The organism is Bordetella sp. 15P40C-2, from assembly GCF_009763235.1.
Taxonomy (GTDB): domain Bacteria; phylum Pseudomonadota; class Gammaproteobacteria; order Burkholderiales; family Burkholderiaceae_B; genus Bordetella_A.
In genome coordinates this window covers 17,268-41,544 of sequence record NZ_WSJA01000002.1, presented here as the reverse complement: position 1 = coordinate 41,544, position 24,277 = coordinate 17,268, and the positions used below count along the sequence as shown (strand labels likewise).

Genomic DNA, 24,277 nt, shown 5'->3' with positions numbered 1-24,277 from the left:
GACGCCATTACCACTGCAATTTTTTTTCACGCCGCAAGCGTCGGCGCCGTATGTCGCGGGCTGCGCCAGTCGATGCCTTCAAGCAGCATGGCCAATTGTGCCGATGTCAGCGCCACGCGTCCGTTCTCGGCTTGCGGCCAAACGAAGCGACCCGCTTCCAAGCGTTTGCAGAATAGGCACATCCCATCGCCATCAAACCACAGGATCTTGATGCGATCACCACGCCGGCCACGGAACACAAATACATTGCCGCCGAACGGATCTGATCGCAAATGCAATTGCGCCTTGGCCGCCAGCCCATCGAAGCCACAACGCATATCGGTCACGCCAGCCACAATCCAGATGCGGGTGTTGGTCGGCGGCAGCATCACGCGCGCAACGCGGCAATCGCCGTCTTGAGCATTAGAGGATCAACTGTGCCAGACACGCGCAACCGTGCCGAACCGATCGTGATCTCAAATTGGCCTGCTGGCGAGGTCCCGGGCGACTTCGGCTCGACATCGACGACGTCAACGGCCAGCAACGGTTGCGCCGCCATGTTCAAACGCCCTTCGTTATACAACTTGCGCCAGGCCCAGATTTGGTTGGCGTTGATACCATACTCCAGCGCCAACGCCGCGACTGACGTTCCCGGCACCAGCGACGCCTCGACAACCTGGCGCTTAAACGCGGTGGGGTGGTGTTGGTACTTGCGCGGCCTGACTGTCATCTTATCCCTGAAATTTATGTCCATAAATTTTTTTGTGGACACGAATTTGAAGGTGCCCGAGATCGGTATTCTCGGGGCTGAGTTATTACCGCGCTAGACGGTGTTCAGCGGACGCTTACGGTTTTGCCACTGATCCGTGAGCAGATGCTGTGAGTCGGTGGCAGGGCGGAGGGATCCGAAGCGGAGGGCACCGACCGAGCATCGGAATCCCGCAGTCCTGACGCCGACGGCTTCAGAACAAAAAACAGCTTCAGAACAAAAACACCGCCTCAGAGCAAAACCGCCGGCTCCGGAGCAAAATCCCGGCGCCAGCAATAAATAATCAACCACCAACCGCATCAGCCACGGCATCGATCACCCGCCCGACGGCGTCCCCGGCGAGACAGTCCACGATAACCCGCTCCGGCTGCGCGCGCAGCCAAGTGAGCTGGCGTTTGGCTAATTGCCGGGTGGCGGCGATGGCTTGTTCGCGTGCCGTGTCGAGGTCGATCTCGCCATCCAGATGGCTCCACATCTGCCGATAACCGACACAACGCACGGACGGCAAGCCGACATGCAGATCGTCGCGCGCGTGCAGCGTACGGACCTCGTCCAATAGACCGGCATCCAGCATCGCATCGAAACGTTGTGCGATGCGCGCATGCAGCGCGGCGCGGTCCGAGGGTTCGAGGCTGATGGTCAAGTAGCGATGCGAGGATGCCGTGGCATTCTGCGATACGGATTCGGCTTTCGCTTCCGATGCACGTTGCAATAGCGACGACATCGACTGCCCGCTCAAGATGCATATCTCAAGCGCACGCTGAATACGCTGACTATCGTTCGGAGCAAGGCGCGCTGCCGTGATCGGATCGCGCTCGGCGAGCTCCGCATGCAGCGCGGGCCACCCCAGTTCTGCGGCCCGGGCTTCGAGCTCGGCACGCAACGCTGGGTCTGCCTTGGGCAGATCATCCAGCCCATCGCGCAGCGTCTTGTAGTACATCATGGTGCCGCCCGCCAGCAGGGGCATCCGGCCGCGTGCGCGTATCTCGTCGATCAAACACAGTGTATCGGCGCGAAATTCCGCTGCCGAATACGATTGCGCGGGGTCGCGAATGTCCAACATGTGTTGCGGCACGCGCGCTTGCTCGCTGGGCGAGGGCTTGGCCGTGCCAATATCCATGCCGCGATAAATGGTGGCCGAGTCCACGTTGATGATCTCGACCGGCCAACGTTCGGCCACGGCCAACGTAGAGGCACTTTTGCCGGCAGCCGTGGGGCCAGCAAGGCAGATGATAGGGGCCACGTTCATCGCCGGGCATCCATCGCGCTATGCAATATCAACGACATGCTTATTGTCCGCGCAGAAAGAGTTTATCTAGGTCGGACATCGACCACTGTACCCATGTCGGGCGACCGTGGTTGCACTGATCCGCGCGTTCGGTGACTTCCATCTGGCGCAGCAACGCGTTCATTTCTTCTATCGTGAGACGGCGGTTGGCGCGCACCGAGCCATGGCAAGCCATGGTCGAGAGCAGGGCGTTACGCTGCTCGGTCAACAGACGCGAGACGCCCACGGCACCCAGATCGCGCAAAATCGCCCGGGCCATGGTCTCGATATCGCCGCGCGCCAAAATCGCCGGCACGGCGCGCACCGCGATCGACGTGGGGCCAGCAGGGCGCAGATCGAAACATAGCTCGGCCAACTGCTCCTGATGCTCTTCCACCAACGCCACGTCTTTCTCTTGCGCGTGAAACACGACGGGCACCAGTAGTTCCTGGCGGGGCAGTTCGCGCGCATCGAGCGCGCGTTTCAGCTGCTCATAGACCACGCGCTCATGGGCCGCGTGCATGTCCACCAACACCAGGCCGTGACGGTTCTGCGCGAGGATATAGATGCCGTGCAATTGCCCTAGTGCCATGCCTAGCGGATGGTCTTCGTCCTGCGGCAAAGTGGTACTCGCGGCGGTGGCAGCGGATGCACCGACAGAGGATGAGCCGTCGGCGGCGCTTTGCTCCGGCAGTGGCCGGTAAAGCGTCTGCCAGTCAGAGACGCGGTTGCCTTCCGAGCCGCTTTGCAGTCGAAAAGGCATTTGCGTGTGCGGCCGCATGGGCTGGCGCGGGGGCGTTGCCTGACTCTGTCCTGCCGCGTGGAAAGGGCGTTCAGCATGGGCCGATGACGACTCGGTCTGTGCCCATGATCCCGTCAAACGCGCGGAGCCGGGGGACGCGTCTCGGCCCGCGGCAGCGGCGTTGCCCGACAGGTTTGCCGCGGCGGCGTCCCTGCTGTGCTGGCGCTCCGCGTTCATCTGTTGTCCCGGATCCGCAGGCGCACCAGCGGAGCCATTGACGGGCTGATAATGAGATATTGAACCGGGTGCGTTGGCTGGCGCGGTCTGAGTCGTGGTCGTATCGCCGGCGGCGTTCCACGCATGCTTGGACGTGGAGGGCATACCTGTGCCAGCCCCTGCTCCGTCGACGCTGGCCGTCCTCGGCATGTCTTCAGACGTGCGAGCCGTCCCACCTGCAGCCGGGATCACCTCGCCGTCTGGCGTCACCACCACCGCCGAGGAGCCGCCCGTTTGCGCCAGCGCCTGGCTTACGACCTGATTGACAAACCGGTGTACCGCGCCGCTATCGCGAAAGCGCACTTCGTTTTTCGCCGGGTGCACATTGACATCCACGGCGGTCGGATCGATATCCAGATACAGCACATAGGCGGGCTGGCGATCGCCATGCAGCACATCCGCATAGGCGGCTTTCAGCGCATGGCTCACCGTACGGTCGCGCACGAATCGACCGTTGACGTAGAGATATTGCCGATCCGCGCGTGCGCGCGCTGCGGTGGGTCGGGTGACCATCCCTGACAGGCTGATCGCGCCCATCGACACATCGACCGGCAACGCATGCGAGGCGAATTCCGCGCCCAACACATCACGAATTCGCTGACCCGGGACAGCGGGCAGCCATTGCCGCTGCGCGCGATCATTGTGAAACAGGCGAAACGCGATATTCGGATGCGCCAGCGCGATCCGCTCCATCGCATCGACGCAGTGCCCAAACTCAGTGGCCTCGGAACGCAAAAATTTACGGCGCGCCGGCACCGAATCAAACAGCTGGCGCACATTGATCGTGGTGCCGGGCGGGCCGGAAGCTGGCGTCACCTGCAAGCTGCCGCCCTCGATCTGCCACGCATGGTCGCCGTCGCGTGTACGCGAAATAAGGGTCACTTGCGCCACAGACGCGATCGATGCCAGCGCCTCGCCCCGAAACCCCATCGAGGCGACGGATTCCAGTTCGCTAAGCGAGCGGATCTTGCTGGTCGCATGCCGCGCCAACGCCAGCGGCAGTTCCTCGGGCGGAATACCGACGCCGTCGTCGCTGACGGCAATCCGCCGTATGCCACCTCCTTCCAGCCGCACTTCGATCGCGCGCGCGCCCGCGTCGATGGCGTTTTCCAGCACCTCTTTCAAAACGGAGGCCGGGCGCTCGATCACTTCGCCGGCGGCGATCTGGCTGATGAGCAGATCTGGCAGCGCGGCAATGCTGCGGCGTTCGGACGTAGCGCGGGATGGAGGCGTAGCGGTGATTTCAGGCATGAGCCGATTTTAGCCTCCGCGGCACGATGGCCGCGAGGCGGGGGGCACCGCTGCTCGGGCTTCGATCTCAGCTTGCGTCCGCGATATGCGCCAGCGGTGGATTGGCCACAAAGTATTGCTGGATTCCGGCCAGCATCGCTTGCGCGAGTTTCTGCTGGTGGCTTGGGGATCGCAGCAGCTCTTCTTCGCGCGGGTTACTGATGAAAGCGGTTTCCACGAGGATCGAGGGGATGTCCGGCGCCTTCAGCACGGCAAAGCCAGCTTGTTCCACCCGTGGTTTGTGCAACCGGTTGATCTTTTTGATCTCGTCCAGAAAGGCGCTGCCGAGCCTGAGCGAATCGTTGATCTGGGCGGTGGTGGACAAATCCAGCAGCACTTTGGCCACGTGCTTATCGTGACTACCCAGGTTGACGCCACCGATCAAATCCGCCGCGTTTTCCTTGTCGGCCAGCCAACGCGCCTGCGTGCTGGAAGCACCGCGCTCGGACAGCGCAAAGACGGATGAACCGTTGGCGGTGGGTTTGACCCAGGCGTCTGCATGGATTGAGATAAACAAGTCAGCTCGCACGCGGCGCGCTTTCTGCACGCGCACATGCAGCGGAACAAAAAAATCGTCATCGCGCGTCAGATAGGCGCGCATGTTCGGCTGATTATCGATCAGGGTTTTAAGCTGACGCGCGATCCGTAACACGACATCTTTCTCGCGTAAGCCCGATTTGCCAATCGCGCCAGGGTCCTCCCCGCCATGACCTGGGTCCAGGGCGATGGTCACCATGCGCTTGCGGCGCGAAGGCGTAGAAGGCATGGGCGTGGCTGGAGCGGGCGCGGGCTGCGGCAACGCGATGCGTGCCGGCGGCTGCTGCCCGGGCGCTTGTGGTGCCGGGGCAGGGGCCGGCGATGCGGTCGTCGTGGCCGGCGAGTTGCGCGAGATGTCTTCGAGAATGCGTGCCAGCGGATCGTCTACGTCCGGGTTGGTCGATTGCTTGTTCAGCATCGCCATCAGCGGATCTTGCGCGATCTTGGGGTACAGGTCGAGCACCAGTCGGTACTGATAATCCGCCACGGGTTTCAGCGTAAAGACCTGCGGCGCGATGGGCTGCTTCAGGTCGAACACCAGCCGCACCACGTTAGGGCGGTTCTGGGCGACACGCAGACTGCGAATATAAGGATCGTCGGGACGAACCTTGGAAATGAGTTGATTTAGCGCCGCGTCGGCCTGCAGACCCTCCAGATCGACCACCAGCCGATGAGGATTGTCCAATGTGAAGTGTTCGGCCTTCAGCTCGCGGTCGAGCTCCAGCGTCACCCGTGTGTATTCATCGGCCGGCCAGGTCCGCACCGCCAGGATCGTAGCGGCCCGCGCCAATGAGGGAATCACCGGCAAGGCGAGCAGCGTAGTCGCCGCGGCAATCAGGCGCCGGCGACGGGCCCCGGTGTTGGACAGGGCTTCTGGGACAGAGGAGCAATCGCGTTCAACCATGTTTGTCCTCGGGCGGTAAAGGCGGTCAGCGTGAAGTCACGGCCTGGGTCTGCATAGGCCAGGTCAATCTGCAGGTCGGGAGGGGGGAGCAGGCCCTCTGCACGTTCGGGCCATTCGATCAGGACGACCGCGTCGTCACGTAGCAAATCTCGAAATCCCGCATCCAACCATTCGCGCGAATCGCTAAATCTATAAAAATCAAAGTGATAGAAGTATAAGTTAGAAACTTTATAGGATTCAAGCAAGGCATAGCTGGGGCTTTTGATGCGGCCTTTTATGCCGCTTTCGCGCAACAGTGCTCTTGTAAATGCGGTTTTTCCCGCACCCAAATCGCCACGCAAGTGAATCCGGCCGCCCGGAGCAAGCCCTGTCGCGCCAGTCAGCAGCGGCGCGAATTGGCGCGCCAGTGCATCGGTAGCGGTTTCATCAGGCAGATTCAAAGTCAAGCTGCACAAGGGGGCGGACATGGCGGGCGCTCGGGTGGTAAAACAGGTTGAGTGTGGACGAATTATAGAAAGCTAGCGGGCTGCTATGATCGAATTGAGTTTTATTCTTATTTAGACCCTGCATGCGCCGTCGCCGGCCATGCCTCGCCAGGAAAGTGGACACCATGACGACTCGCATTGAGAAAGATACTTTCGGCCCTATCGAGGTCCCCGCTGATCACCTTTGGGGCGCGCAGACGCAGCGGTCGCTGCACTTTTTTTCGATTTCCACCGAGAAGATGCCGCATCAATTGGTGGCAGCCATGGCGCGTCTGAAGCGCGCCGCCGCCCGCGTCAATGCTGAACTAGGCGAGCTGGACCCCAAGATCGCCGAGGCTATCGTGCAGGCGGCCGACGAGGTCATCGCGGAGAAATGGCCCAATGAATTCCCCCTGTCCGTCTGGCAGACCGGCTCGGGCACGCAGAGCAACATGAACATGAACGAGGTGCTGGCCAACCGCGCCTCGGAAATTCTCGGCGGCGAACGCGGCGAAGCGCGCCTGGTGCACCCGAACGACCACGTCAATCGCGGCCAATCGTCCAACGACACGTTCCCGACCGCCATGCACGTGGCCGCGGCCGTGCAGGTGGAAACGCATCTGTTGCCCGCGTTGAAATCGCTGCGTGCGACCCTGGCGGAGAAAAGCGCCGCCTTCTACGACATCGTCAAAATCGGCCGCACGCATTTGCAAGACGCCACGCCACTGACGCTGGGCCAGGAACTATCGGGCCACGTGGCACAGCTGGATCTGGCCGAACAGCAGATCCGCGCGACCTTGCCCGGTCTGCATCAGTTGGCCATCGGCGGCACGGCGGTCGGCACGGGCTTGAACGCCCATCCACAATTCAGCGCGAAGGTCAGCGCCGCGCTGGCGCACGACACCGGTTTGTCGTTCGTGTCGGCCCCCAACAAGTTCCAGGCGCTCGCCTCGCACGAAGCCTTGCTGTTTGCCCACGGCGCGCTCAAGGCGCTCGCCGCCGGCCTGATGAAAATTGCCAACGATGTGCGCTGGCTGTCCAGCGGCCCGCGATCGGGTCTGGGCGAAATCAGCATCCCCGAGAACGAGCCCGGCAGCTCCATCATGCCCGGCAAGGTCAACCCGACGCAATGCGAGGCGCTGACCATGCTGGCCGCGCAGGTGATGGGTAACGATGTGGCTATCAACATCGGCGGCGCGAGCGGCAATTTCGAGCTGAACGTCTACAAACCGCTGGTGATTCACAACTTCCTGCAGTCGGTGCGCCTGTTGGCCGACGGCATGGCGAGTTTCGATAAGCATTGCGCCTCGGGCATCGAGCCCAACCGCGAGCGCATCGCCGAGCTGGTCGATCGATCACTGATGCTGGTGACGGCCTTGAACCCGCACATCGGCTACGACAAAGCCGCGCAAATCGCCAAGAAGGCCCACAAGGAAAATCTGTCGTTGAAAGACGCGGCGCTGGCTTTGGGGTATGTGACCGAAGCGCAGTTTGCGGAATGGGTCGTACCCGCCGCGATGACCAACGCCAAGCGTTGATAGCACACGCGTGGACCACGGCTCGAGGCCTTGCCCGTGCCGTGGTCCGCGATGTGTCCGCGCGTCCGTCTAACCCCCTGCGATCATCAACCACATCGGCAGCGTGACGACCGAGAACAGCGTGCCCAGCGAAATGATTAGCGCCACCAGACGGCCGTCGCCGCCCATCCGCATGGCCAGCACATAGGCCGCGGATGCGGTGGGCAAGGCGGCGAAAAGCAGCAGCATGCGTGCATCGACCTCGGTCAAACCCGCCAGGCGCGCCGCGCCCATCGCCGCCAACGGCAATAACAGCAGCTTCACCACCACCATCCACGCCACCAGCGGACCGTGACCGCGACCGCCCTGCCACGACAGACTCGCGCCCACACACAAAATTCCCAGTGCGAGCGACGCGCTACCGAGACGCCCCAATACCGTATCGACCGGGCCGGGTAGATGCAGGCCAGCCAGATTGCCGATCAGACCCAATACCGTCGCCACCAGCAGGGGGTTGCGCGCGAGTTCACGGATTAGCCCTTGATTGCCATGACGCGCCAGCCCCGTGACGGCCGCGACATTCGCAATTGGCACGGCGAACCCGATGATGAGCGCCATCGCGGTCTGTCCTTGCGCGCCGCCCAAGCTTGCCGCCAACGCCAAACCGATATAAGTGTTGAACCGATACCCGCACTGCGCCGAGGAAGCCAAGGCGATTGCCGGGGCGCGCAGTAACCAGCCACCGATCCAGGCAAGCGCCACCCCCGATAGCAGTACGCAAACCGTCGCCTGCAACAGCTCCAGTGCGCTGCCGGCGCTGATGGGCGTCCGCAGGATGGACTGAAACAGCAATGCCGGAAACAACACGAAATACACGATGCGTTCCGTACCGGCAAAGAATTCACGCGTGAACCCGAGCTTATGACGCAGCACCCATCCAAGCGCGACTAACAAAAAATCCGGCAAAACCAACAGCGCAACCGACATAACCGTCCGGGAAAGTTTGGTAATTTTTGTAATCTCAAGCTACTCGGACAAGCCGATTTGCTGCTATTCTCCGCCCATTCGGCCTGTCCGTGCAAAGTTGTATTACAGATAAGTCGTTCTATTTTGATTTGCAGCGCTGGCTTACCGGCCCGCGCTGACGCCTGCACTAGCGGCCCTCAGACAGGAGGGGCGCGCACATGGAGGGAGCACAATAATGAAGATCACTACTCGTACGCTCGTAACGGCCATTGCCATGGCCACGGGAATGGTGGCCACCTCGGCCGCGACGGCAGCCAATGCCGCAGACAGTTATCCGGACAAACCCATCCGAGTCATCGTGCCGTTTGCGCCGGGCGGATCGACCGACATCATCGCGCGTCTGGTCACCCAGCGCATGGCTCAGGAACTGGGCAAGCCGATGGTCGTGGAAAACAAGGGCGGTGCCGGCGGCGCCATCGGCGCGGCCGAAGCGGCCCGCGCCAAGCCGGACGGCTATGTCTTGTCGATTGCCACCGTGTCCACCATGGCGGTGAACTCCGCCTGCCGTCCGGACGATCTGCCCTACGACCCGTTGAAGGATTTCCAGCCGGTCACGAACTTCGCCAACACGGCTAACGTGGTGTCGGTCAACCCGAAGTTCCCGGCCAAGGATTTCGCCGGCTTCCTGGAAGAACTGAAGAAGAATCCGGGCAAATATTCCTACGGTAGCTCGGGCACCTGCGGCGTGCTGCACTTGATGGGCGAGTCGTTCAAGAACTCGACCGGCACCGACATCGTCCACGTGCCTTACAAGGGTTCGGGCCCCGCCGTGGCTGACGCCGTGGGAGGCCAGATCGAACTGATCTTCGACAACCTGCCTTCCTCGATGGGCCAAATCCAAGCCGGCGGTCTGCGTCCCATGGCCGTGGCCTGGCCGGAGCGCCTCAAGTCGCTGCCTGACGTGCCGACGTTCAAGGAAGCGGGCTTCCCGCAAGTGAACCAACCTGTCTGGTACGGTTTGCTCGCCCCGGCCGGCACGCCCATGGAGATCGTCAACAAATTGCGCGACGCCGCCGTGGTGGCTCTGAAGGATCCCAAAGTCATCGAAGTCCTCGAACAGCAGGGTTCGGCGCCGTCGGGCAACACCCCGGAAGAGTTCGCCAAGGAAATCAAGGAACAGTACGACTGGGCCAAGGACGTCGTGCAAAAGAGCAATATCAAGCTCCAGTAAGCGACCCTGACACGGTGTCTCTGGCCTCGTGTGACAACAGGCCGCCAGGGACGCCAAGACAGGGCTTGCCTCGCAAAACCCTCCGCATTGTCGGAGGGTTTTGTTTTTGCGCTTGCAAAGGCACGTCTTTCCTCATCCCTCCGTTGACGCGAACGGACCGGCATCCGCGTCTACGCCGTGCTGCCTGGTGTAAAGGCTTAAGCAATCGTGGATTGCATGCTCGGGCACCGAAATTGCGTATCGGTCGTACAGCGTCGCGCATGAAGCCTGTCAGCGGCACATGTTGAGCGCAGCGCGACACCCGTTCCACACGGAGAAATAATATGAGCCCACCGAATGCGAATACCTACACCTTTCGGACTAAAGCCGGTCAACGTCTGGTGGTGACGGCAGACTCCTACGAAAGCGCATTGACCGATCTGGCGGATACCTTGGGCATCCGCCTGTTGAGTGCAAAGATTGCTCCGCGCCCGCCCGCACCGGCGCGGTTTCAGAACAACGTGGTGCAGTTCAAGTTACTGAGGTCGGGGGTCTGCTGAAGCGGGCAGACGTCCGTGAAGCGCAATCCGCCCAAGCCAACGACCTGGGTCGGCAACTGCTGCTAGGCCCGCTAGCCTGCGATGGCGCCAGCAGCGATGCCCATAACCCCGCTCCCTGTAGCTCCGCTCTCTGTCGCTTCGCTCGTTGTTGCTTCGCTGTCTGATGTTTGGCTACTGTCGGGCGCCTTCCCGGTGCCGAGGGGCTGACGATTTTTTGTGGCGTCCTCGATCTGGTGCGCGCGCTTTCTCTCTTGCCGTGCGCGCCTTTCTCCTTCAAGCATGGCGTCCAGGAAGGCGGTTTGCATCGAGTTGTTGATCATGCGGCGCATACTGTCCGCGGCGCGCATGGCGGCATGTTCCGCTAACAGAATACGAGTCAGCAGCTTGCGAGGGAGTTGGCGAGTCGCTTGCGCAGACAGTGTGACATTTGGTTTTGCCGGAGCCGGGCCGCTGTCTCCCGTCTCGTGAACGCCTGTCGCGGCGGTCGATATGCCCGATTTCAGCGCCTCCTGACTGTCAGCGGCGCACGCACGCAATGCAGTGTCGCTTATACGGTAGGTCTGTGTGTCTCGAATCATCCGATATGTCTCCAGGGAAGCCAGACGCTAGGAGGCGCATCCAGCATGAGCCGCGATGAGTAACACGCCATCGGGCGATGTCCCCCCCTGTTGACCGCGCCTCTCGCGAAATCGGACGATTCGGGTTAAACGGGCATGCCTTGCCTCAACGCATCACAGGCCAGGCGCAGGCGTTCCATGAACTCGCGCTGCAGGTTCGATAGCGGGTCATGCGAGCGGGTCAGGATGCTTAGCGGCACCTTCAGTGGCGGATCCAGGCGACGAGCCACCATCCCAGGGCGCAGCATCGCCCGGGCCGTGATGGCATCCACGATGGCTTCGCCGCACCCGGCTTCGGCCAGGGCGCAGGCCACATAGTGAGTCTGCACTTGGATCGGCACCTCGGGATTCAGCCCTTGGGCATCCATCGCCATCTGCAGCAAGGCGCCCGACGCGTCGCGCGAATCCAGCACGATCAACGTGTCATTCATCAGGTCCGCCAGGCGTGTCGTGGTCTGGCTGCCCGGCTTGCGCCCCAGATGCACGAGTTCGGTATCGCCTAGCGGGGTACGCGTCAGGCCGGGATAGTCCTGTCGGTCAAAAGTGACTGCCAGGTCGAGCTCACGATTCAACAGACCCTGCACCAATTCCGCGCTGTGATGCGTATGAATATCGAAGGTAATGCCGGGCTGAGCCTCCCGGCTGGCACGCACGACTTGCGGCAGCAGACCCAGGCCCAGCGCGGGGGCGCAGCCCAGGCGGATATGTCCATGAGGATGTTCGCGCAAACTCGCGGCCAGGCGCCGCACGCTGTTGAGGTCCTGATTCAAACGCGTGACCTCGGGCGCGAGAATCTCAGCTTCGCGCGTCGCCACCAGACGGCCTTTGACCCGCTCAAACAGCTTGAAGCCCAGCTGCGCCTCCGCATGCGCGAGCAGCTTGCTGGCGGCGGGTTGGGAGATATGCAACGCGGCGGCCGCTTCGGTCAGAGACCCGGTGCGGCGTATGGCTTCGAAGATTTCGATGTGTCGCAGGCGCATGGCGGCATTCAAGGGGAAAACAAGCCATTCTATTGCGTTAAGCTTGGGTCCACGGATCAAAGGAGGCGTTCATGCCGGTAAAGTCCCGCGTCGCCGCGATGATGGCGTTACTGCTCGGTGTTTCAACCCCAGGCGTTGCGGCGCCTTCGCATGAATACCTCAATCCAGAAATCGCCTCGGGCTTTACCACCCGGCAGGCCGTGACAGGCCAGGGGTATATGGTGGCCACCGCGAACCCACTCGCCACTCAGGCGGGATTCGAGGTGCTGCAAGCGGGCGGCAGCGCGGTCGATGCGGCCATTGCCGCGCAGCTGGTGCTCGGTTTGACCGAACCGCAGTCCTCGGGCGTGGGTGGAGGCGGCTTTCTGGTTCATTACGCCGCCGATAATGGGCAACTGCGCGTGTACGACAGTCGCGAAACGGCGCCGGCCGCCGCGCGATCTGACCGGTTTCTGCGCGACGGCCGGCCCTTGCCCTTCGAGCAGGCAGTCGATAACGGATTGTCGGTCGGCACGCCCGGCTTGTTGCGCGGGCTGGAACTGGCGCATCGCCAACATGGCGTGCTGCCGTGGCGCTCGCTGTTTCAACCGGCGATCGAATTGGCAAAGTCCGGCTTCGAGGTTTCACCGCGTTTGCACGCGCAGATCGTTCAATCGCGCGAGGCGCTTGCCGCGCAGCCGGCCGCGGCGCGGTATTTTCTCGATGAGAACGGGCAGCCTTGGCCGGTGGGCCACGTCCTCAAGAACCCCGATTACGCCGTGGTGTTAACGCGGGTAGCGGACCAAGGGGCCGATGCGTTCTACACGGGCGACATCGCGCGCGATATCGTCGCTGCCGTGCGCGCACATCCCAGCCCTGGTGACTTGAGCGTGGAGGATCTCGCCACCTATCGCGCGCAGGTGCGCGATGCCGTGTGCGGCGACTATCGCGCCTATCGTATCTGCGGTGCGCCGCCGCCTAGCAGCGGGCCACTTGCCATATTACAAATGCTGGGAATTCTTGAGCACTATCCGATGGGGCAGCTGGGTCCGCGCAGTGCGCAGGCCTGGCACTATTTCACGGAGGCGGGGCGTTTGGCCTTCGCCGACCGGGGCTTGTACGTTGCCGATCCCGCTTTTGTCGACGTGCCGATGAATGAGATGCTAGCCCCGGCCTATCTGGCTCAACGCGCTTCGTTGATTCAGCTGGGCCGCAGCATGGGCACCGCGCGGCCCGGCGATCCTGGCAAGCTGATATCGAAACGCGCGGCCGGGGATGCGTTGGAGGTGCCATCGACGACCCATGTTGTCGTGGCCGATGCGCGAGGCAACGTGCTCTCCATGACCAACTCGATCGAGTCGGCATTCGGCAGCAAAATATTCGTGCGCGGCTTTTTGTTGAACAATGAGCTCACCGATTTCTCGTTATCGCCTGAGGATTCGCAAGGGCGACTGGTCGCCAATCGCGTGGAGCCTGGCAAACGGCCACGTAGCTCGATGGCGCCGATCATCGTATTTCGCGATGGGCGTCCTTATTTGGCGGTGGGGTCGCCCGGCGGCAGCGCGATCATTAACTATGTCGCGAAAACGCTCGTGGGCGTGTTGGATTGGGATCTGGACATTCAGCAGGCGATCGCGCTGCCGAATATCGGCAGTCGTAATCAAGCCACGGAGGTAGAGAAGGGCAGCGCGCTAACCGAGCTCGGGCGCCTGCTGCAAGGACTCGGCCACGAGGTGAAGTTCATCGATTTCCCTAGCGGTATCCAGGGCATCGTGATGGAAGATAGTGTGCTGACCGGAGGCGCGGATCCGCGACGCGAGGGACTGGTGCTCGCACCGCCGGCGGCGCCTCGTGAACCGCCCGCTGCGGCCGCCGCGCCCTGAAAGGCAGGCGCGGCGCTCGTCGCGAAAGCTTAGTGATTGTGCCGCGGCATACGCTGCGCAATCCGTTGGAACGTCAATGTGTCTTCCAATACCGCGCCTTCTGACAATGCCCCAACGCCTCGGCGATAAATCATCTGCCACGGTGTGGCATCCGGCGGCACTGGCGGCAAGCCGTCTTGCGAACGACGCCGCGCGATCTCGGCATCATCGACCAGCGCATCACAGCGACCCGTATTGAGGTCCACACGGATGATGTCATCCGTGCGCAGCCAAGATAACCCGCCACCCGCGGCGCTTTCGGGCGAAGCATTCAAGATCGACGGGCTATCCGCCGTGCCCGATTGCCGGCCATCACCCAGCGTGGGCAAACTGGTCACCCCCGCGCGCAGCAGCGCGTCGGGCGGCTGCATGTTGACGACTTCCGCCGAGCCAGGCCAACCCACAGGCCCGGCCCCGCGTATGACGAGCATGCAACGATCATCGATGTTCAAGGCAGGATCATTGATGCGGCGGTGATAGTCTTCGGATCCATCAAACACAATCGCACGGCATTCGAACACGCCTTCGCGACCCGGTTCGCTGAGATAGCGCTGGCGAAACTCCTCGGAGATCACGCTCGTTTTCATGATGGCGAAGTCGAACAGATTCCCTTGGAGCACCATGAATCCGGCGCGCTCTTTCAACGGGGCATCATAGGCATAAATGACTTCGCGGTCCGTGCTCTCGCGGCCTTGTAGATTTTCGCCGATGGTCTTGCCGGTGACTGTGGGGCAGTCCGCGTGGAGCTGTCCTTGCTGCAGCAATTCCCACATCACGGCAGGCACGCCGCCCGCGCGATGGAACCGCTCACACAGATATTTGCCCGCAGGCTGCACGTTAGCCAACAGCGGCAAGTCGTAGCCTTCGCGCTGCCAGTCTTCCAGCGGCAGTTCGACGCCGGCATGCCGTGCCATGGCCATCAAGTGTGGCTGCGCGTTGGTGGAGCCGCCGATCGCCGTGTTGACTTTGATCGCGTTGATAAACGCTTCGCGCGTCAGAATGTCTGAGGGCTTGATGTCTTCGAGCACCAGTTCGACCGCGCGGCGGCCGGTACGGTAGGCCATCTGGCCGCGTTCGCGGTAGGCAGCGGGAATCGCGGCGCAGCCCGTCAGCGACATCCCCAGTGCTTCGGCCATCGCGTTCATGGTGGAGGCGGTCCCCATGGTGTTGCAATGACCCACCGATGGTGCGGAATCCAATGCGGCCTGCATGAACTCTTCCGCATTGATCTGCCCGGCGGCCAGCTTGCGCCGCGATCGCCAGATCACCGTGCCGGATCCGACCAGCTCGTTATCGTGCCAGCCATCGAGCATGGGCCCTCCGGACAGCACAATCGCGGGGATATCCACGGTGGCGGCAGCCATCAATGCGGAAGGCGTCGTCTTGTCACAGCCTGTGGTCAGCACCACGCCATCGATGGGATAGCCGTACAGAATCTCGACCAATCCTAAATAGGCCAGATTGCGATCGAGCGCCGCCGTCGGCCGCTTGCAGTTTTCAAAGAGCGGATGGGTGGGAAATTCGATGGGGATACCGCCCGCATCGCGAATGCCATCACGCACGCGTTTCGCCAATTCCAGGTGAACGCGATTGCACGGCACCAGATCACTGCCGCTTTGCGCAATGCCTATGATGGGCTTGCCCGATCGCAACTCCTCCGGGGTGACGCCGTAATTCATGAAGCGTTCCAGATATAACGCCGTCATGTCGATGTGATCGGGGTTGTCGAACCAATCTAGCGAACGCAGGCGTTTGACGGGTTTCTTCATGTTTTGGCTCATCAGTGGCTCCAGTGGGGCAGCGTGCCGCCGAGTTCATCTTCGATGTGGGCTTGCAGGATCTCGTCGAAAGAGCTCTCCGCGGTAAATCCCAACTCGCGCGCGCGTGTCGCGGTAAAGCCGGGCGCCCAGCCTTGCACCATTTGCGTAATGGCGGCATCGGGCTCGCGACGAATAAGTGCGACAACGCGATCGCCCGCCACGCGTTGCAGAGCAGCGATTTGTTCGCCTACGGTGGCGCTCACGCCGGGCATGTTCAGATTGCGGCGAGGTCCCAGGCGCTGCAGATCCAAGGTGGCGGCATGACGCAAAAAGCCCACGGCGGATCGTGGCGAGGCATGCCAATGGCGCACATCTTCGGGGACGGGCAGTACGGCCTCCTGACCAATGAGCGGCTCGCGCAGAATGCTGGAGAAAAATCCCGATGCCGCCTTATTCGGTTTGCCAGGGCGCACGCATAGCGTGGGCAGCCTGATGCCTATCCCGTCGAAAAAGCCGCGTCGTGTGTAGTCCGACAGCAGCAGCTCGCAGATTGCTTTCTGCGTGCCATAGCTGGTCAACGGCGTTTGGTGGAAATCATCGGGGATCGGGTAGGGCAGCGGTGCGCCATACACGGCGATAGACGAGGCGAACACCACGCGCGGCCGCCATCCCTCTGCCAGCGATGCAGCCCGGATCGCATCAAACAGATAGCGCGTGCCGTCCAGGTTGATCCGATAGCCCTTGTCGAAATCCAGCTCCGCCTCGCCCGAGACGATGGCGGCCAGATGCACGATGAGATCGGGTCTGCTGGAAACGACCTGTGCGGCCACGTCGGGCTGCGACAGATCCGCCGCGCGAGAATCTACCTGCCCACCAAAACCCGCTGGCGGTTGCGGGGCGATGACGTCCCACAGCGTCAAGCGATCGACAGTGTGATCTCCCAATTGGGGGTGACGCGCCAGCGATTCGGTGAATTTACGTCCGACCATGCCTGCCGCGCCAATGATGGCGATATGCATTTTGTCTCCTTCGGTCCCGTGGGCCGTTCTTGTCCACCGTCGGCATCCTAGGGTTGTTCTCTAGTAGGCACGCGGCGCGCTTTTGAGTAATCTGTTGTCCAATTATAGGGTTGTCTGACAGGCTGACTACTGGTGAAAACCTGCACCCGACCCAGATAACGGAGACAAAACATGACCTCGCCGGATGCGGCACGTCTATCGGAATTGCAATCCGCGTTAGTGCGCGCGCTTGGCCCCAATTCGGTGATTACCGATGCGGCGGAGCGTGCTAACTACTGCCGCGATTGGCATGGCGATGTCACCATGGACGCGGTGGCGATCCTGCGGCCGGATTGCACCGAAGCGGTCTCGCGCGCAGTGCAAACCTGTGCCCGGCTCGGCTTGGCCATTGTGCCGCAGGGTGGCAATACCGGCCTGGTGCTGGGGGCGATTCCCGATGATGCGCACGGGCAGGTCGTATTAAGCCTGTCTCGGATGAATCGTGTTCGTCGCATCGATGCGGATGACTTTTCCATGGTGGTGGATGCGGGGTGCGTGTTGCAGCATCTGCACGAAGCCGCCGACGCGGCGGACATGTTCCTCGGACTGTCGTTGGGTGCCAAGGGCAGCTGTCAGATAGGCGGCAATATCAGCACCAACGCCGGGGGCATCAACGTGCTGCGCTATGGCATGGCGCGCGATCAGGTGCTGGGTCTGGAGGTCGTGTTGCCCGACGGTAGCGTGCTGGATGCGCTGGGTACCTTGCGCAAGGACAATCGCGGCCTGGACGTTAAACAACTGTTCATCGGCGCCGAAGGCATCTTGGGCGTGGTGACCGGTGTCGCGTTGAAGCTCTATCCGCGCCCGACCCAAGTGGAAACGGCGCTGCTAGGCGTGGATTCGTTGCAAGCTGCCATTGAACTGTACCGGCGTGCGCGTCGGGATTGCTGCGATCTGATGACCGCGTTCGAGTTCATGCCGCCTGCCGCATTCACCTTGGCGCGCGAGGCCATGCCTCGCCTGACCTCGCCGATTGCGATGGATCATCCAGGCTATGTGTTGGTGGAGCTCTCGGGATCGGGGCTGGTCGATATTCGCGATCTCTTGGATCGATTTCTGGAAGGGGTCATGGTGGATGGCCTCGTGCGCGACGGCGTGGTCGCCGCATCGCGTGCGCAGGCCGACCATATCTGGAAGTTTCGCGAGGTGATGATCGAGGGCCAAGCCCTGCGCGGGCTGCATCTTCGCACCGATGTATCGGTGTCGTTGTCGCAGCTTGCGACCTTCGTGGAGCAGGCCGAATCGGCATTGCGATCCGCATTCCCTGACTGCATGACGGTGACGTACGGCCATGTGGGCGATGGCAATGTGCATATCAACGTGCTGCCACCGGCCGGCATGGATGTGGCATCGCGCGGCCAGGTGATCCACGGGGCGAAAGACTGCATCAACGCCGTGGTCGATGCATTCCAGGGCAGCATCAGTGCCGAGCACGGCATAGGTCGCTTAAAGCGCGCGGAATTCGAGGCCCGCATCAGCATGCCACGCCGCCAGTTGCTGAGCGCGATCAAAAGGGCTATCGATCCCGATGGTCTGCTTAATCCGAATTGTCAGCTAGATCAGGAAGCTGGACAGGCCGCGCGTGCCGCGATGTCCACGTCCTGACGCCAAAATAAGATGGTCAACTTCGCTCAAATTCAACGGCTCGAACACCTGCCGGCCAAAATCGCCGCCGCGATTGAACAAGAGATCGCGGCTGGACGCTTGAAAGCCGGCGACAAGTTGCCTACCGAGCATGCGCTCGCGCGAACCTTCGGCGTCAGCCGCTCCGTCGTGCGAGAAGCGATCGCGCAATTGCGCAATGAAGGCCTAATCGACACGCGTCAGGGCGTGGGCGCGTTCGTGTTGGACCTGCAACGCCGTCACGTGATACGCATCGACAGCAATGAGTTGGCCAATCGCGAAAGTTTCCGCAGTCTGTTTCAACTGCGTGTGCCTTTGGAGGTCGAAGCCGCGGGCCTCGCCGCTCTGCACCACACCGCCGAGGATTTGGAACGACTGGACCAAGCATTGGAAATCATGCGTGGAATGGAAACGCGGTGGACGGCCGAGGGCGTGGAGGCCGATCTGGAGTTTCACTGCGCATTAGCCGATGGGACGCAGAACGCCTACTACTCGATGTTTGTGGGTTTTATCGGCGACAAAATCACCAACACCATCGCGGTCGCGCGTGCGCGCGCCGAACTCGAACAAATCGTGCAGATCACCTTGGCCGAGCATACCGCCGTGCGCGATGCCGTCGCCTCTCGTGACGTGCTGGGCGCGCGGGCAGCCATGCACGCGCACATCATGGGCGCGGCGTCGCGTCTGGATCTGCAATTGGATATGCCATTAAGGAGCTAAGCATGAGTGCCACTAAGCCAGACGTTACCAGCCAACGCGCCGCCGCTAAAGCAGAACGGGCGCAGTTGCGCGCGACCGATATTCTGCCCACCTCTGACAAACAGGCCCGTCTGGTGGGTCGCGTGTGGTCGGACGACGCTGGCGGACCATGCCCGGTGTTTCTCCATCAAGACAAGCTGTATGACGCGAGCCGTATCGCCGCCACCGTTTCGGAATTGCTGGAGCGTGATGACCTTATCGCCCAGTTCGATCGATGCACTGAGCTGCCGGTGCTGGGCACCGTACAAGACTTTCTGGACGGGTCCTCTGGCGAGTTGCTGGCTCCCATTGACCTGCAGGCCGTGAAAGCCGCCGGCGTGACCTTTGCCGACAGTATGCTGGAGCGCGTGATCGAGGAGCAAGCCCGTGGCGACGCCGCCCAGGCGCAAGCCATCCGCGAGCGGCTCGCGCCGATCCTGGGTGACAACTTGCGCGGCATTGTGGCGGGATCCGAACAGGCAGCAAAGGTCAAAGCTTTGCTGCAGGACATGCAGTGCTGGTCGCAGTATCTGGAAGTCGGTATCGGTCCCGATGCCGAGATCTTCACCAAAGCCCAGCCGATGTCATCGGTGGGCTGCGCGGCGACGATCGGTTTGCATCCCAAATCGCAATGGAATAACCCGGAGCCCGAGGTCGTGTTGGCGATTGCGTCGGACGGTCGCATTGTGGGCGCGACGCTGGGCAATGATGTCAATCTACGCGATTTCGAAGGTCGCTCCGCGCTGTTGTTGAGCAAGGCCAAGGACAACAATGCCTCGTGCGCGATCGGGCCTTTTATTCGCCTCTTGGATGACCACTTCACGCTCGATGCAGTCGGCAATCTCGAAGTCTCGCTCGATGTGCGCGGGCAGGACGGATTTCATATGGAAGGCATGAGTGCGATGTCTGCCATCAGCAGGTCGCCGCGTGATTTGACCGATCAGTTGTTGAACTCTTGTCATCAATACCCGGATGGCGCGGTGCTGTTCCTGGGCACCATGTTCGCGCCGACGCAAGACAGATATGGTCCGGGGCAAGGATTCACGCATGCGGTCGGTGATCGCGTGCGGATAGCTGCGCCTGAATTGGGGGCTCTGATCAATTGGGTTGATACCTCGGATGCCTGCCAACCCTGGACGTTTGGCGTGCGCGCGTTGATGGAAAACCTGGCCAATCGGGGGTTGCTGCATAGTAAAAAATAGATCGCGCGGAGGCCGCGCGCTGGGTCAGCGACTGACCGGCATTCAGACGAATAACGCATCGCACACGCCCCTGAGGTGTCGCGCGATCATGGAGGAGACCGTATGCAAAAAGTAATCGACTTGTTCTATAAGTTCTTAGGGGTGATCATGGTGCTGCTCCTGGCCGCCATGGTGGCCATGGTGTTTGGCAACGTGACGTTGCGCTATGGATTCAATTCCGGACTACTGGTGTCCGAGGAGTTGTCGCGGTATTGCTTTGTCTGGCTAACCTTTGTCGGCGCGGTGCTGACCTTTCACGAACACTCGCACATGGGCATCGAAAGTCTGGTGCAGCGTTTTGGCCGACGTGGGCGCATGCTTTGCATGGCGGTGAGCAACATCATCATCATGGGCTGCTCTGGCGTGTTTTTCTGGGGGGCGCTCACGCAGTTCGATATCAACGCAACCATGTTCGCGCCGGTCACCGGCTTGTCATTGGCTTGGGTGTATGGCATCGGCCTGTTCACGGGCGCGGCGTGCTTCCTCATTGCGGCAGTACGGCTAATCCAGGTTTTGACCGGCACCGTTAGCGACGAAGAGATCGCCCGGTTCGCTGGCGAAGACGGCACCGTCGCGGAGGTGGTCTGATGATTCTGCTGATTTTTATTTCGTCCCTGCTGGGGGCCATGGCGGTTGGTGTGCCGATTGCATTCGCGCTGATTTTCTGCGGCATCGCGATGATGTGGAACATGGATATGTTCAACGCGCAGATCGTCGCACAGAACATGGTCACAGGCGCTGACGCGTTTACGCTGCTGGCGATTCCGTTCTTCTTGCTGGCGGGCGAACTGATGAATGCGGGCGGGTTATCGCGCCGTATTATCGATTTTGCGCTGGCTTGCGTGGGACATATCAAAGGCGGGTTGGGTATTGTGGCCATTTTGGCCGCGGTCATTATGGCCAGTCTGTCTGGATCGGCCGCAGCGGATACCGCTGCGCTGGCATCGATTCTGATTCCCATGATGCGCGAGGCCGGCTACAACGTCCCCAGGTCGGCCGGGCTGATGGCTGCGGGCGGCGTGATCGCGCCGGTCATTCCGCCATCAATGGCTTTCATCGTGTTTGGCGTGGCAGCCAACGTTTCCATTTCAAAGCTGTTCATGGCGGGGATCGCCCCGGGCCTGATGATGGGCCTGACGCTGATACTCGTCTGGCTCTGGCTGATGCGTAAATCAGACGTCAAGCCGTTGCCCAAGCAGAGCGCCGCGGAACGCTTGCGCGCGACCGGACGCGGTGTTTGGGCATTGGGTATGCCCGTCATCATTCTTGGCGGTATTCGCATGGGGGTCGTGACGCCGACCGAAGCCGCTGTCGTCGCCGCCGTGTATGCATGGTTCGTGGGCATGTTCGTCTACCGCGAGCTAAAGCTCGCCGATTTGTACAGTGTGTTTTTGCGCGCGGCGAAGACGACCTCTGTAGTGATGTTCCTCGTTGCGGCCGCGATGGTGTCCGCGTGGCTCATCACCGCCGCCGACATTCCCGGTGAGGTCACGAATCTGATCGAGCCTTTGATCGACGATCCGAAGCTGCTGATGCTGGTCATCATGCTGTTGTTGATGGTGGTGGGCACCGCGTTGGATCTCACTCCCACCATTTTGATCATGACGCCGGTTCTCATGCCGGTGGTGCAGCTCGCAGGTATTGATCCGGTGTACTTCGGCGTGATGTTCATCATGAACGCTTGCATCGGCTTGTTGACGCCGCCGGTCGGGGTAGTCCTGAACGTGGTGAGCGGCGTGGCGCGCGTGCCTCTGGGCCGTGTGGTGACCGGCGTTCTACCGTTCTTGCTTTCTTATATCACCTTGTTGTTGTTGTTCGTGGCGGTTCCTGAACTGATCACGGTACCGATGCGTTGGCTGTATTAGCGTCGGCGTTGCATCGCACGCCGGACTGGGACCGGCGGCGACCGCAAGCGAGCGCGAGACTCGCCCATCTGTCCAGTCCCACGCAAGTGGGAGGCTGTTCATAAACACCATCTGCCGATTCACGAGGAGAGAAGTATGAAAAAGTTTGCACTCGCCGCCATTGCGGCCGCACTGGGATTGAGCACCGCGCTGTCGGCCGCCGCCGAAGGCGATTTCAAGGCGCGCAATATCCGTCTTTCTAATGGCCTGGCACAAGATCACCCGGTTGGCGCCGGCGTGAAAGTGTTCAACCAATGCCTGCAGGATAAATCCGGCGGCAAGATGAAGATCACGGCGTACTGGAGCAGCTCGCTAGGCGATGACTTGCAAGCCACGCAAGCACTGCGTTCGGGCACGCAAGAAGCCGTTATCACCTCATCGTCGCCACTGGTCGGCCTGGTGCCCGCGCTCGGCGTATTTGATCTGCCATTCCTGTTTAGCAACGAGAAAGAAGCCGACGCCGTCATGGACGGCGAGTTCGGTAAGTTCATCAACGAAAAACTTGACGCGGCAGGGGTCATCAATCTCGCGTACTGGGAGAATGGCTTTCGCAACTTGAGTAATTCCAAGCATCCCGTTTCCAAATGGGAAGACTTCGGCGATCTGAAGCTGCGTGTCATGCAGAACAATATCTTCCTGGATACGTTCCGCACGATGGGCGCGAATGCCACGCCGATGGCGTTCGGCGAAATCTTTTCCGCCCTCGAGACGCGCGCCATCGACGGTCAGGAAAACCCGTTCGTGACCATCGATACGTCGAAGTTCTTCGAGGTGCAGAAATTCATCTCGGTCACGAATCACGCGTATACGCCGTTCCTGGTGTTATTTTCCAAGCCGATCTGGAACCGCTATTCCGATGACGAGAAAGCCGCATTGCGCGAATGCGCCATCAAGGGTGGACAGGAAGAGCGTCGCGTCATCCGCGCCATGAATGGCGAATCACTGGCCAAGATCAAGCAGGCCGGTCTACAGGTCAACGAGGTCAGCGCCGAGGAGCAGCAACGGATGCGGGAAAAAGTGCAGCCCGTGTACGAGAAGCACAAAGCGACCATCGGAGCGGACGTGGTGGAACGCGTGCAGAAAGATCTCGCGGATTTGCGCGCCAAAGGCAACTCGTGATCGTGCGCCGATGACCACGCCCGTCAAGTCCGCATCGGCGCTTTTCGATCTGACCGGCCGGTTGGCGCTGATCACGGGCGCCAGTCGCGGTCTGGGATACGCGCTGGCGCGCGGCTTGGCGGAGCACGGCGCCACGGTGATCATGAACGCCCGCGATGCGCAGCGTTTGCATGCAGCGGTAAGCTCTCTGCGAGAGGAGGGCTTGTCCGCGCATGCGCTGCCTTTCGACGTGACGGATGCCGCGGCGGCAGAGGCGGGAGTCGCCAGGGCGGAATCCGAGTTCGGCGCGATAGACATTCTGGTCAATAACGCCGGTATGCAGCATCGCGGACCGCTAGAGCAGTTTCCGGTAGAACAGTGGGATGCGTTGATGCGCACCAATGTCAGCAGTTTGTTCTACGTCAGCAAGCCGGTGGCGGCGCACATGATCGCGCGAGGTCGCGGCAAGATCATCAACATCGCGTCGGTGCAAAGCGAACTTGCCCGGCCCGGCATCGCACCGTATACCGCGACCAAGGGCGCCGTGCGCAATTTCACGCGCGGGATGGCAACGGACTGGGCGCGTTATGGCTTGCAGGTGAATGCCATCGCGCCCGGCTATTTCAATACGGAGCTGACGCGCGCGCTGGTACAAGACAGCGCGTTCACGCAGTGGCTCACGGCGCGTACACCGGCCGGCCGGTGGGGTGAGCCGCGCGAGCTGGTGGGCGCAGCGGTGTTTTTGGCGAGCGAAGCGTCGTCATTCGTGAATGGGCATACGCTATATGTCGATGGCGGGATGACGGCCAGCGTGTGAGGGTTCGGGGCAGCGCCCACAGCATCTTGGCGCTGCCGGTACGGTGTTACGTCATTCCT

Annotated in this window: 22 protein-coding genes; 11 read left to right on the top strand and 11 right to left on the bottom strand. The window is 61.5% G+C overall.

Going from position 1 to position 24,277, the window contains the following annotated elements:
* Window positions 1–26: 26 nt before the first annotated feature.
* The 6 genes from tnpB to tsaE form a co-directional block, all read right to left on the bottom strand.
* The gene (tnpB, locus tag GOQ25_RS01075; protein ID WP_160348591.1) at window positions 27–368 is read right to left on the bottom strand and encodes an IS66 family insertion sequence element accessory protein TnpB; all 342 of its coding nucleotides are present in this window, start codon (window positions 366–368) and stop codon (window positions 27–29) included.
* Window positions 368–709 carry a transposase gene (locus GOQ25_RS01070; RefSeq protein ID WP_160348590.1) on the bottom strand — a complete coding sequence of 114 codons (342 nt, stop codon included), beginning with the start codon at window positions 707–709 and terminating at the stop codon, window positions 368–370. The genes tnpB and GOQ25_RS01070 overlap by 1 nt, the downstream gene beginning before the upstream one ends.
* Before the next feature lie 322 nt (window positions 710–1,031).
* Window positions 1,032–1,997, bottom strand: coding sequence for a tRNA (adenosine(37)-N6)-dimethylallyltransferase MiaA (gene miaA, locus GOQ25_RS01065; RefSeq protein WP_160348589.1), 966 nt, complete (start codon window positions 1,995–1,997; stop codon window positions 1,032–1,034).
* 40 nt (window positions 1,998–2,037) lie between these two features.
* Window positions 2,038–4,284 (bottom strand): DNA mismatch repair endonuclease MutL, encoded by a 2,247-nt coding sequence (mutL, locus tag GOQ25_RS19450; RefSeq protein WP_236844443.1) that lies wholly within the window; start codon window positions 4,282–4,284, stop codon window positions 2,038–2,040.
* A gap of 67 nt (window positions 4,285–4,351) precedes the next feature.
* Window positions 4,352–5,764, bottom strand: a complete 1,413-nt coding sequence (locus tag GOQ25_RS01050; RefSeq protein WP_160348588.1) for an N-acetylmuramoyl-L-alanine amidase — start codon at window positions 5,762–5,764, stop codon at window positions 4,352–4,354.
* On the bottom strand, window positions 5,695–6,231 hold the full coding sequence (tsaE, locus tag GOQ25_RS01045; RefSeq protein ID WP_160348587.1) for a tRNA (adenosine(37)-N6)-threonylcarbamoyltransferase complex ATPase subunit type 1 TsaE: 537 nt from the start codon (window positions 6,229–6,231) through the stop codon (window positions 5,695–5,697). Before tsaE ends, GOQ25_RS01050 begins: the two co-directional genes overlap by 70 nt.
* A 143-nt stretch (window positions 6,232–6,374) precedes the next feature.
* On the opposite strand from tsaE, the gene fumC reads away from it, so the two are divergent.
* Window positions 6,375–7,766, top strand: coding sequence for a class II fumarate hydratase (gene fumC, locus GOQ25_RS01040; protein WP_160348586.1), 1,392 nt, complete (start codon window positions 6,375–6,377; stop codon window positions 7,764–7,766).
* 69 nt (window positions 7,767–7,835) lie between these two features.
* Here fumC and GOQ25_RS01035 read toward each other — a convergent pair whose 3' ends face one another.
* Window positions 7,836–8,732, bottom strand: coding sequence for an AEC family transporter (locus GOQ25_RS01035; protein WP_160348585.1), 897 nt, complete (start codon window positions 8,730–8,732; stop codon window positions 7,836–7,838).
* A 214-nt stretch (window positions 8,733–8,946) separates the two neighbouring features.
* Here GOQ25_RS01035 and GOQ25_RS01030 point away from each other — a divergent pair, with 214 nt between their 5' ends.
* On the top strand, window positions 8,947–9,942 hold the full coding sequence (locus tag GOQ25_RS01030; protein WP_160348584.1) for a tripartite tricarboxylate transporter substrate binding protein BugE: 996 nt from the start codon (window positions 8,947–8,949) through the stop codon (window positions 9,940–9,942).
* Between the two features lie 323 nt (window positions 9,943–10,265).
* Entirely contained in the window at window positions 10,266–10,481 is a 216-nt protein-coding gene (locus GOQ25_RS01025; RefSeq protein WP_160348583.1) for a hypothetical protein, read from the top strand.
* Window positions 10,482–10,552: 71 nt separating this feature from the next.
* Here the strand turns inward: GOQ25_RS01025 and GOQ25_RS01020 are convergent, their stop codons facing one another.
* Both GOQ25_RS01020 and GOQ25_RS01015 read right to left on the bottom strand, forming a co-directional pair.
* Window positions 10,553–11,059 carry a hypothetical protein gene (locus GOQ25_RS01020; RefSeq protein ID WP_160348582.1) on the bottom strand — a complete coding sequence of 169 codons (507 nt, stop codon included), beginning with the start codon at window positions 11,057–11,059 and terminating at the stop codon, window positions 10,553–10,555.
* A gap of 125 nt (window positions 11,060–11,184) precedes the next feature.
* Complete coding sequence (locus GOQ25_RS01015) at window positions 11,185–12,078, bottom strand: LysR family transcriptional regulator (RefSeq protein ID WP_160348581.1); 894 nt, start codon at window positions 12,076–12,078, stop codon at window positions 11,185–11,187.
* A gap of 71 nt (window positions 12,079–12,149) precedes the next feature.
* Between GOQ25_RS01015 and ggt the strand changes: the two genes are divergently transcribed.
* Window positions 12,150–13,940 (top strand): gamma-glutamyltransferase, encoded by a 1,791-nt coding sequence (ggt, locus tag GOQ25_RS01010; RefSeq protein ID WP_160348580.1) that lies wholly within the window; start codon window positions 12,150–12,152, stop codon window positions 13,938–13,940.
* A gap of 29 nt (window positions 13,941–13,969) precedes the next feature.
* Here ggt and GOQ25_RS01005 read toward each other — a convergent pair whose 3' ends face one another.
* Both GOQ25_RS01005 and denD read right to left on the bottom strand, forming a co-directional pair.
* Window positions 13,970–15,760: an IlvD/Edd family dehydratase gene (locus tag GOQ25_RS01005; RefSeq protein ID WP_160348579.1), complete on the bottom strand. Its 1,791-nt coding sequence runs from the start codon at window positions 15,758–15,760 to the stop codon at window positions 13,970–13,972.
* Window positions 15,760–16,758: a D-erythronate dehydrogenase gene (denD, locus tag GOQ25_RS01000; protein WP_160348578.1), complete on the bottom strand. Its 999-nt coding sequence runs from the start codon at window positions 16,756–16,758 to the stop codon at window positions 15,760–15,762. Before denD ends, GOQ25_RS01005 begins: the two co-directional genes overlap by 1 nt.
* 171 nt (window positions 16,759–16,929) lie before the next feature.
* Here denD and GOQ25_RS00995 point away from each other — a divergent pair, with 171 nt between their 5' ends.
* From GOQ25_RS00995 to GOQ25_RS00965, 7 genes are all read left to right on the top strand, one after another.
* Window positions 16,930–18,402: an FAD-binding oxidoreductase gene (locus GOQ25_RS00995; RefSeq protein ID WP_160348577.1), complete on the top strand. Its 1,473-nt coding sequence runs from the start codon at window positions 16,930–16,932 to the stop codon at window positions 18,400–18,402.
* A gap of 12 nt (window positions 18,403–18,414) precedes the next feature.
* Window positions 18,415–19,140 carry a FadR/GntR family transcriptional regulator gene (locus GOQ25_RS00990; RefSeq protein ID WP_160348576.1) on the top strand — a complete coding sequence of 242 codons (726 nt, stop codon included), beginning with the start codon at window positions 18,415–18,417 and terminating at the stop codon, window positions 19,138–19,140.
* 2 nt (window positions 19,141–19,142) lie between these two features.
* Window positions 19,143–20,360 carry a fumarylacetoacetate hydrolase family protein gene (locus tag GOQ25_RS00985; RefSeq protein WP_236844442.1) on the top strand — a complete coding sequence of 406 codons (1,218 nt, stop codon included), beginning with the start codon at window positions 19,143–19,145 and terminating at the stop codon, window positions 20,358–20,360.
* Window positions 20,361–20,462: 102 nt separating this feature from the next.
* A complete protein-coding gene (locus tag GOQ25_RS00980; protein ID WP_160348575.1) occupies window positions 20,463–20,987 on the top strand; it encodes a TRAP transporter small permease in 525 nt (174 codons plus the stop codon).
* Window positions 20,987–22,264: a TRAP transporter large permease subunit gene (locus tag GOQ25_RS00975; RefSeq protein WP_160348574.1), complete on the top strand. Its 1,278-nt coding sequence runs from the start codon at window positions 20,987–20,989 to the stop codon at window positions 22,262–22,264. Before GOQ25_RS00980 ends, GOQ25_RS00975 begins: the two co-directional genes overlap by 1 nt.
* 135 nt (window positions 22,265–22,399) lie before the next feature.
* Entirely contained in the window at window positions 22,400–23,422 is a 1,023-nt protein-coding gene (locus GOQ25_RS00970; protein WP_160348573.1) for a TRAP transporter substrate-binding protein, read from the top strand.
* 10 nt (window positions 23,423–23,432) lie between these two features.
* Entirely contained in the window at window positions 23,433–24,218 is a 786-nt protein-coding gene (locus GOQ25_RS00965) for an SDR family oxidoreductase (RefSeq protein WP_160348572.1), read from the top strand.
* Window positions 24,219–24,277: the final 59 nt, after the last annotated feature.

Coding starts and splice junctions, on each gene's coding strand:
- tnpB (WP_160348591.1), bottom strand. CDS start 368: ATGCTGCCGCCGACCAACACCCGCATCTGGATTGTGGCTGGCGTGACC.
- GOQ25_RS01070 (WP_160348590.1), bottom strand. CDS start 709: ATGACAGTCAGGCCGCGCAAGTACCAACACCACCCCACCGCGTTTAAG.
- miaA (WP_160348589.1), bottom strand. CDS start 1,997: ATGAACGTGGCCCCTATCATCTGCCTTGCTGGCCCCACGGCTGCCGGC.
- mutL (WP_236844443.1), bottom strand. CDS start 4,284: ATGCCTGAAATCACCGCTACGCCTCCATCCCGCGCTACGTCCGAACGC.
- GOQ25_RS01050 (WP_160348588.1), bottom strand. CDS start 5,764: ATGGTTGAACGCGATTGCTCCTCTGTCCCAGAAGCCCTGTCCAACACC.
- tsaE (WP_160348587.1), bottom strand. CDS start 6,231: ATGTCCGCCCCCTTGTGCAGCTTGACTTTGAATCTGCCTGATGAAACC.
- fumC (WP_160348586.1), top strand. CDS start 6,375: ATGACGACTCGCATTGAGAAAGATACTTTCGGCCCTATCGAGGTCCCC.
- GOQ25_RS01035 (WP_160348585.1), bottom strand. CDS start 8,732: ATGTCGGTTGCGCTGTTGGTTTTGCCGGATTTTTTGTTAGTCGCGCTT.
- GOQ25_RS01030 (WP_160348584.1), top strand. CDS start 8,947: ATGAAGATCACTACTCGTACGCTCGTAACGGCCATTGCCATGGCCACG.
- GOQ25_RS01025 (WP_160348583.1), top strand. CDS start 10,266: ATGAGCCCACCGAATGCGAATACCTACACCTTTCGGACTAAAGCCGGT.
- GOQ25_RS01020 (WP_160348582.1), bottom strand. CDS start 11,059: ATGATTCGAGACACACAGACCTACCGTATAAGCGACACTGCATTGCGT.
- GOQ25_RS01015 (WP_160348581.1), bottom strand. CDS start 12,078: ATGCGCCTGCGACACATCGAAATCTTCGAAGCCATACGCCGCACCGGG.
- ggt (WP_160348580.1), top strand. CDS start 12,150: ATGCCGGTAAAGTCCCGCGTCGCCGCGATGATGGCGTTACTGCTCGGT.
- GOQ25_RS01005 (WP_160348579.1), bottom strand. CDS start 15,760: ATGAGCCAAAACATGAAGAAACCCGTCAAACGCCTGCGTTCGCTAGAT.
- denD (WP_160348578.1), bottom strand. CDS start 16,758: ATGCATATCGCCATCATTGGCGCGGCAGGCATGGTCGGACGTAAATTC.
- GOQ25_RS00995 (WP_160348577.1), top strand. CDS start 16,930: ATGACCTCGCCGGATGCGGCACGTCTATCGGAATTGCAATCCGCGTTA.
- GOQ25_RS00990 (WP_160348576.1), top strand. CDS start 18,415: ATGGTCAACTTCGCTCAAATTCAACGGCTCGAACACCTGCCGGCCAAA.
- GOQ25_RS00985 (WP_236844442.1), top strand. CDS start 19,143: ATGAGTGCCACTAAGCCAGACGTTACCAGCCAACGCGCCGCCGCTAAA.
- GOQ25_RS00980 (WP_160348575.1), top strand. CDS start 20,463: ATGCAAAAAGTAATCGACTTGTTCTATAAGTTCTTAGGGGTGATCATG.
- GOQ25_RS00975 (WP_160348574.1), top strand. CDS start 20,987: ATGATTCTGCTGATTTTTATTTCGTCCCTGCTGGGGGCCATGGCGGTT.
- GOQ25_RS00970 (WP_160348573.1), top strand. CDS start 22,400: ATGAAAAAGTTTGCACTCGCCGCCATTGCGGCCGCACTGGGATTGAGC.
- GOQ25_RS00965 (WP_160348572.1), top strand. CDS start 23,433: ATGACCACGCCCGTCAAGTCCGCATCGGCGCTTTTCGATCTGACCGGC.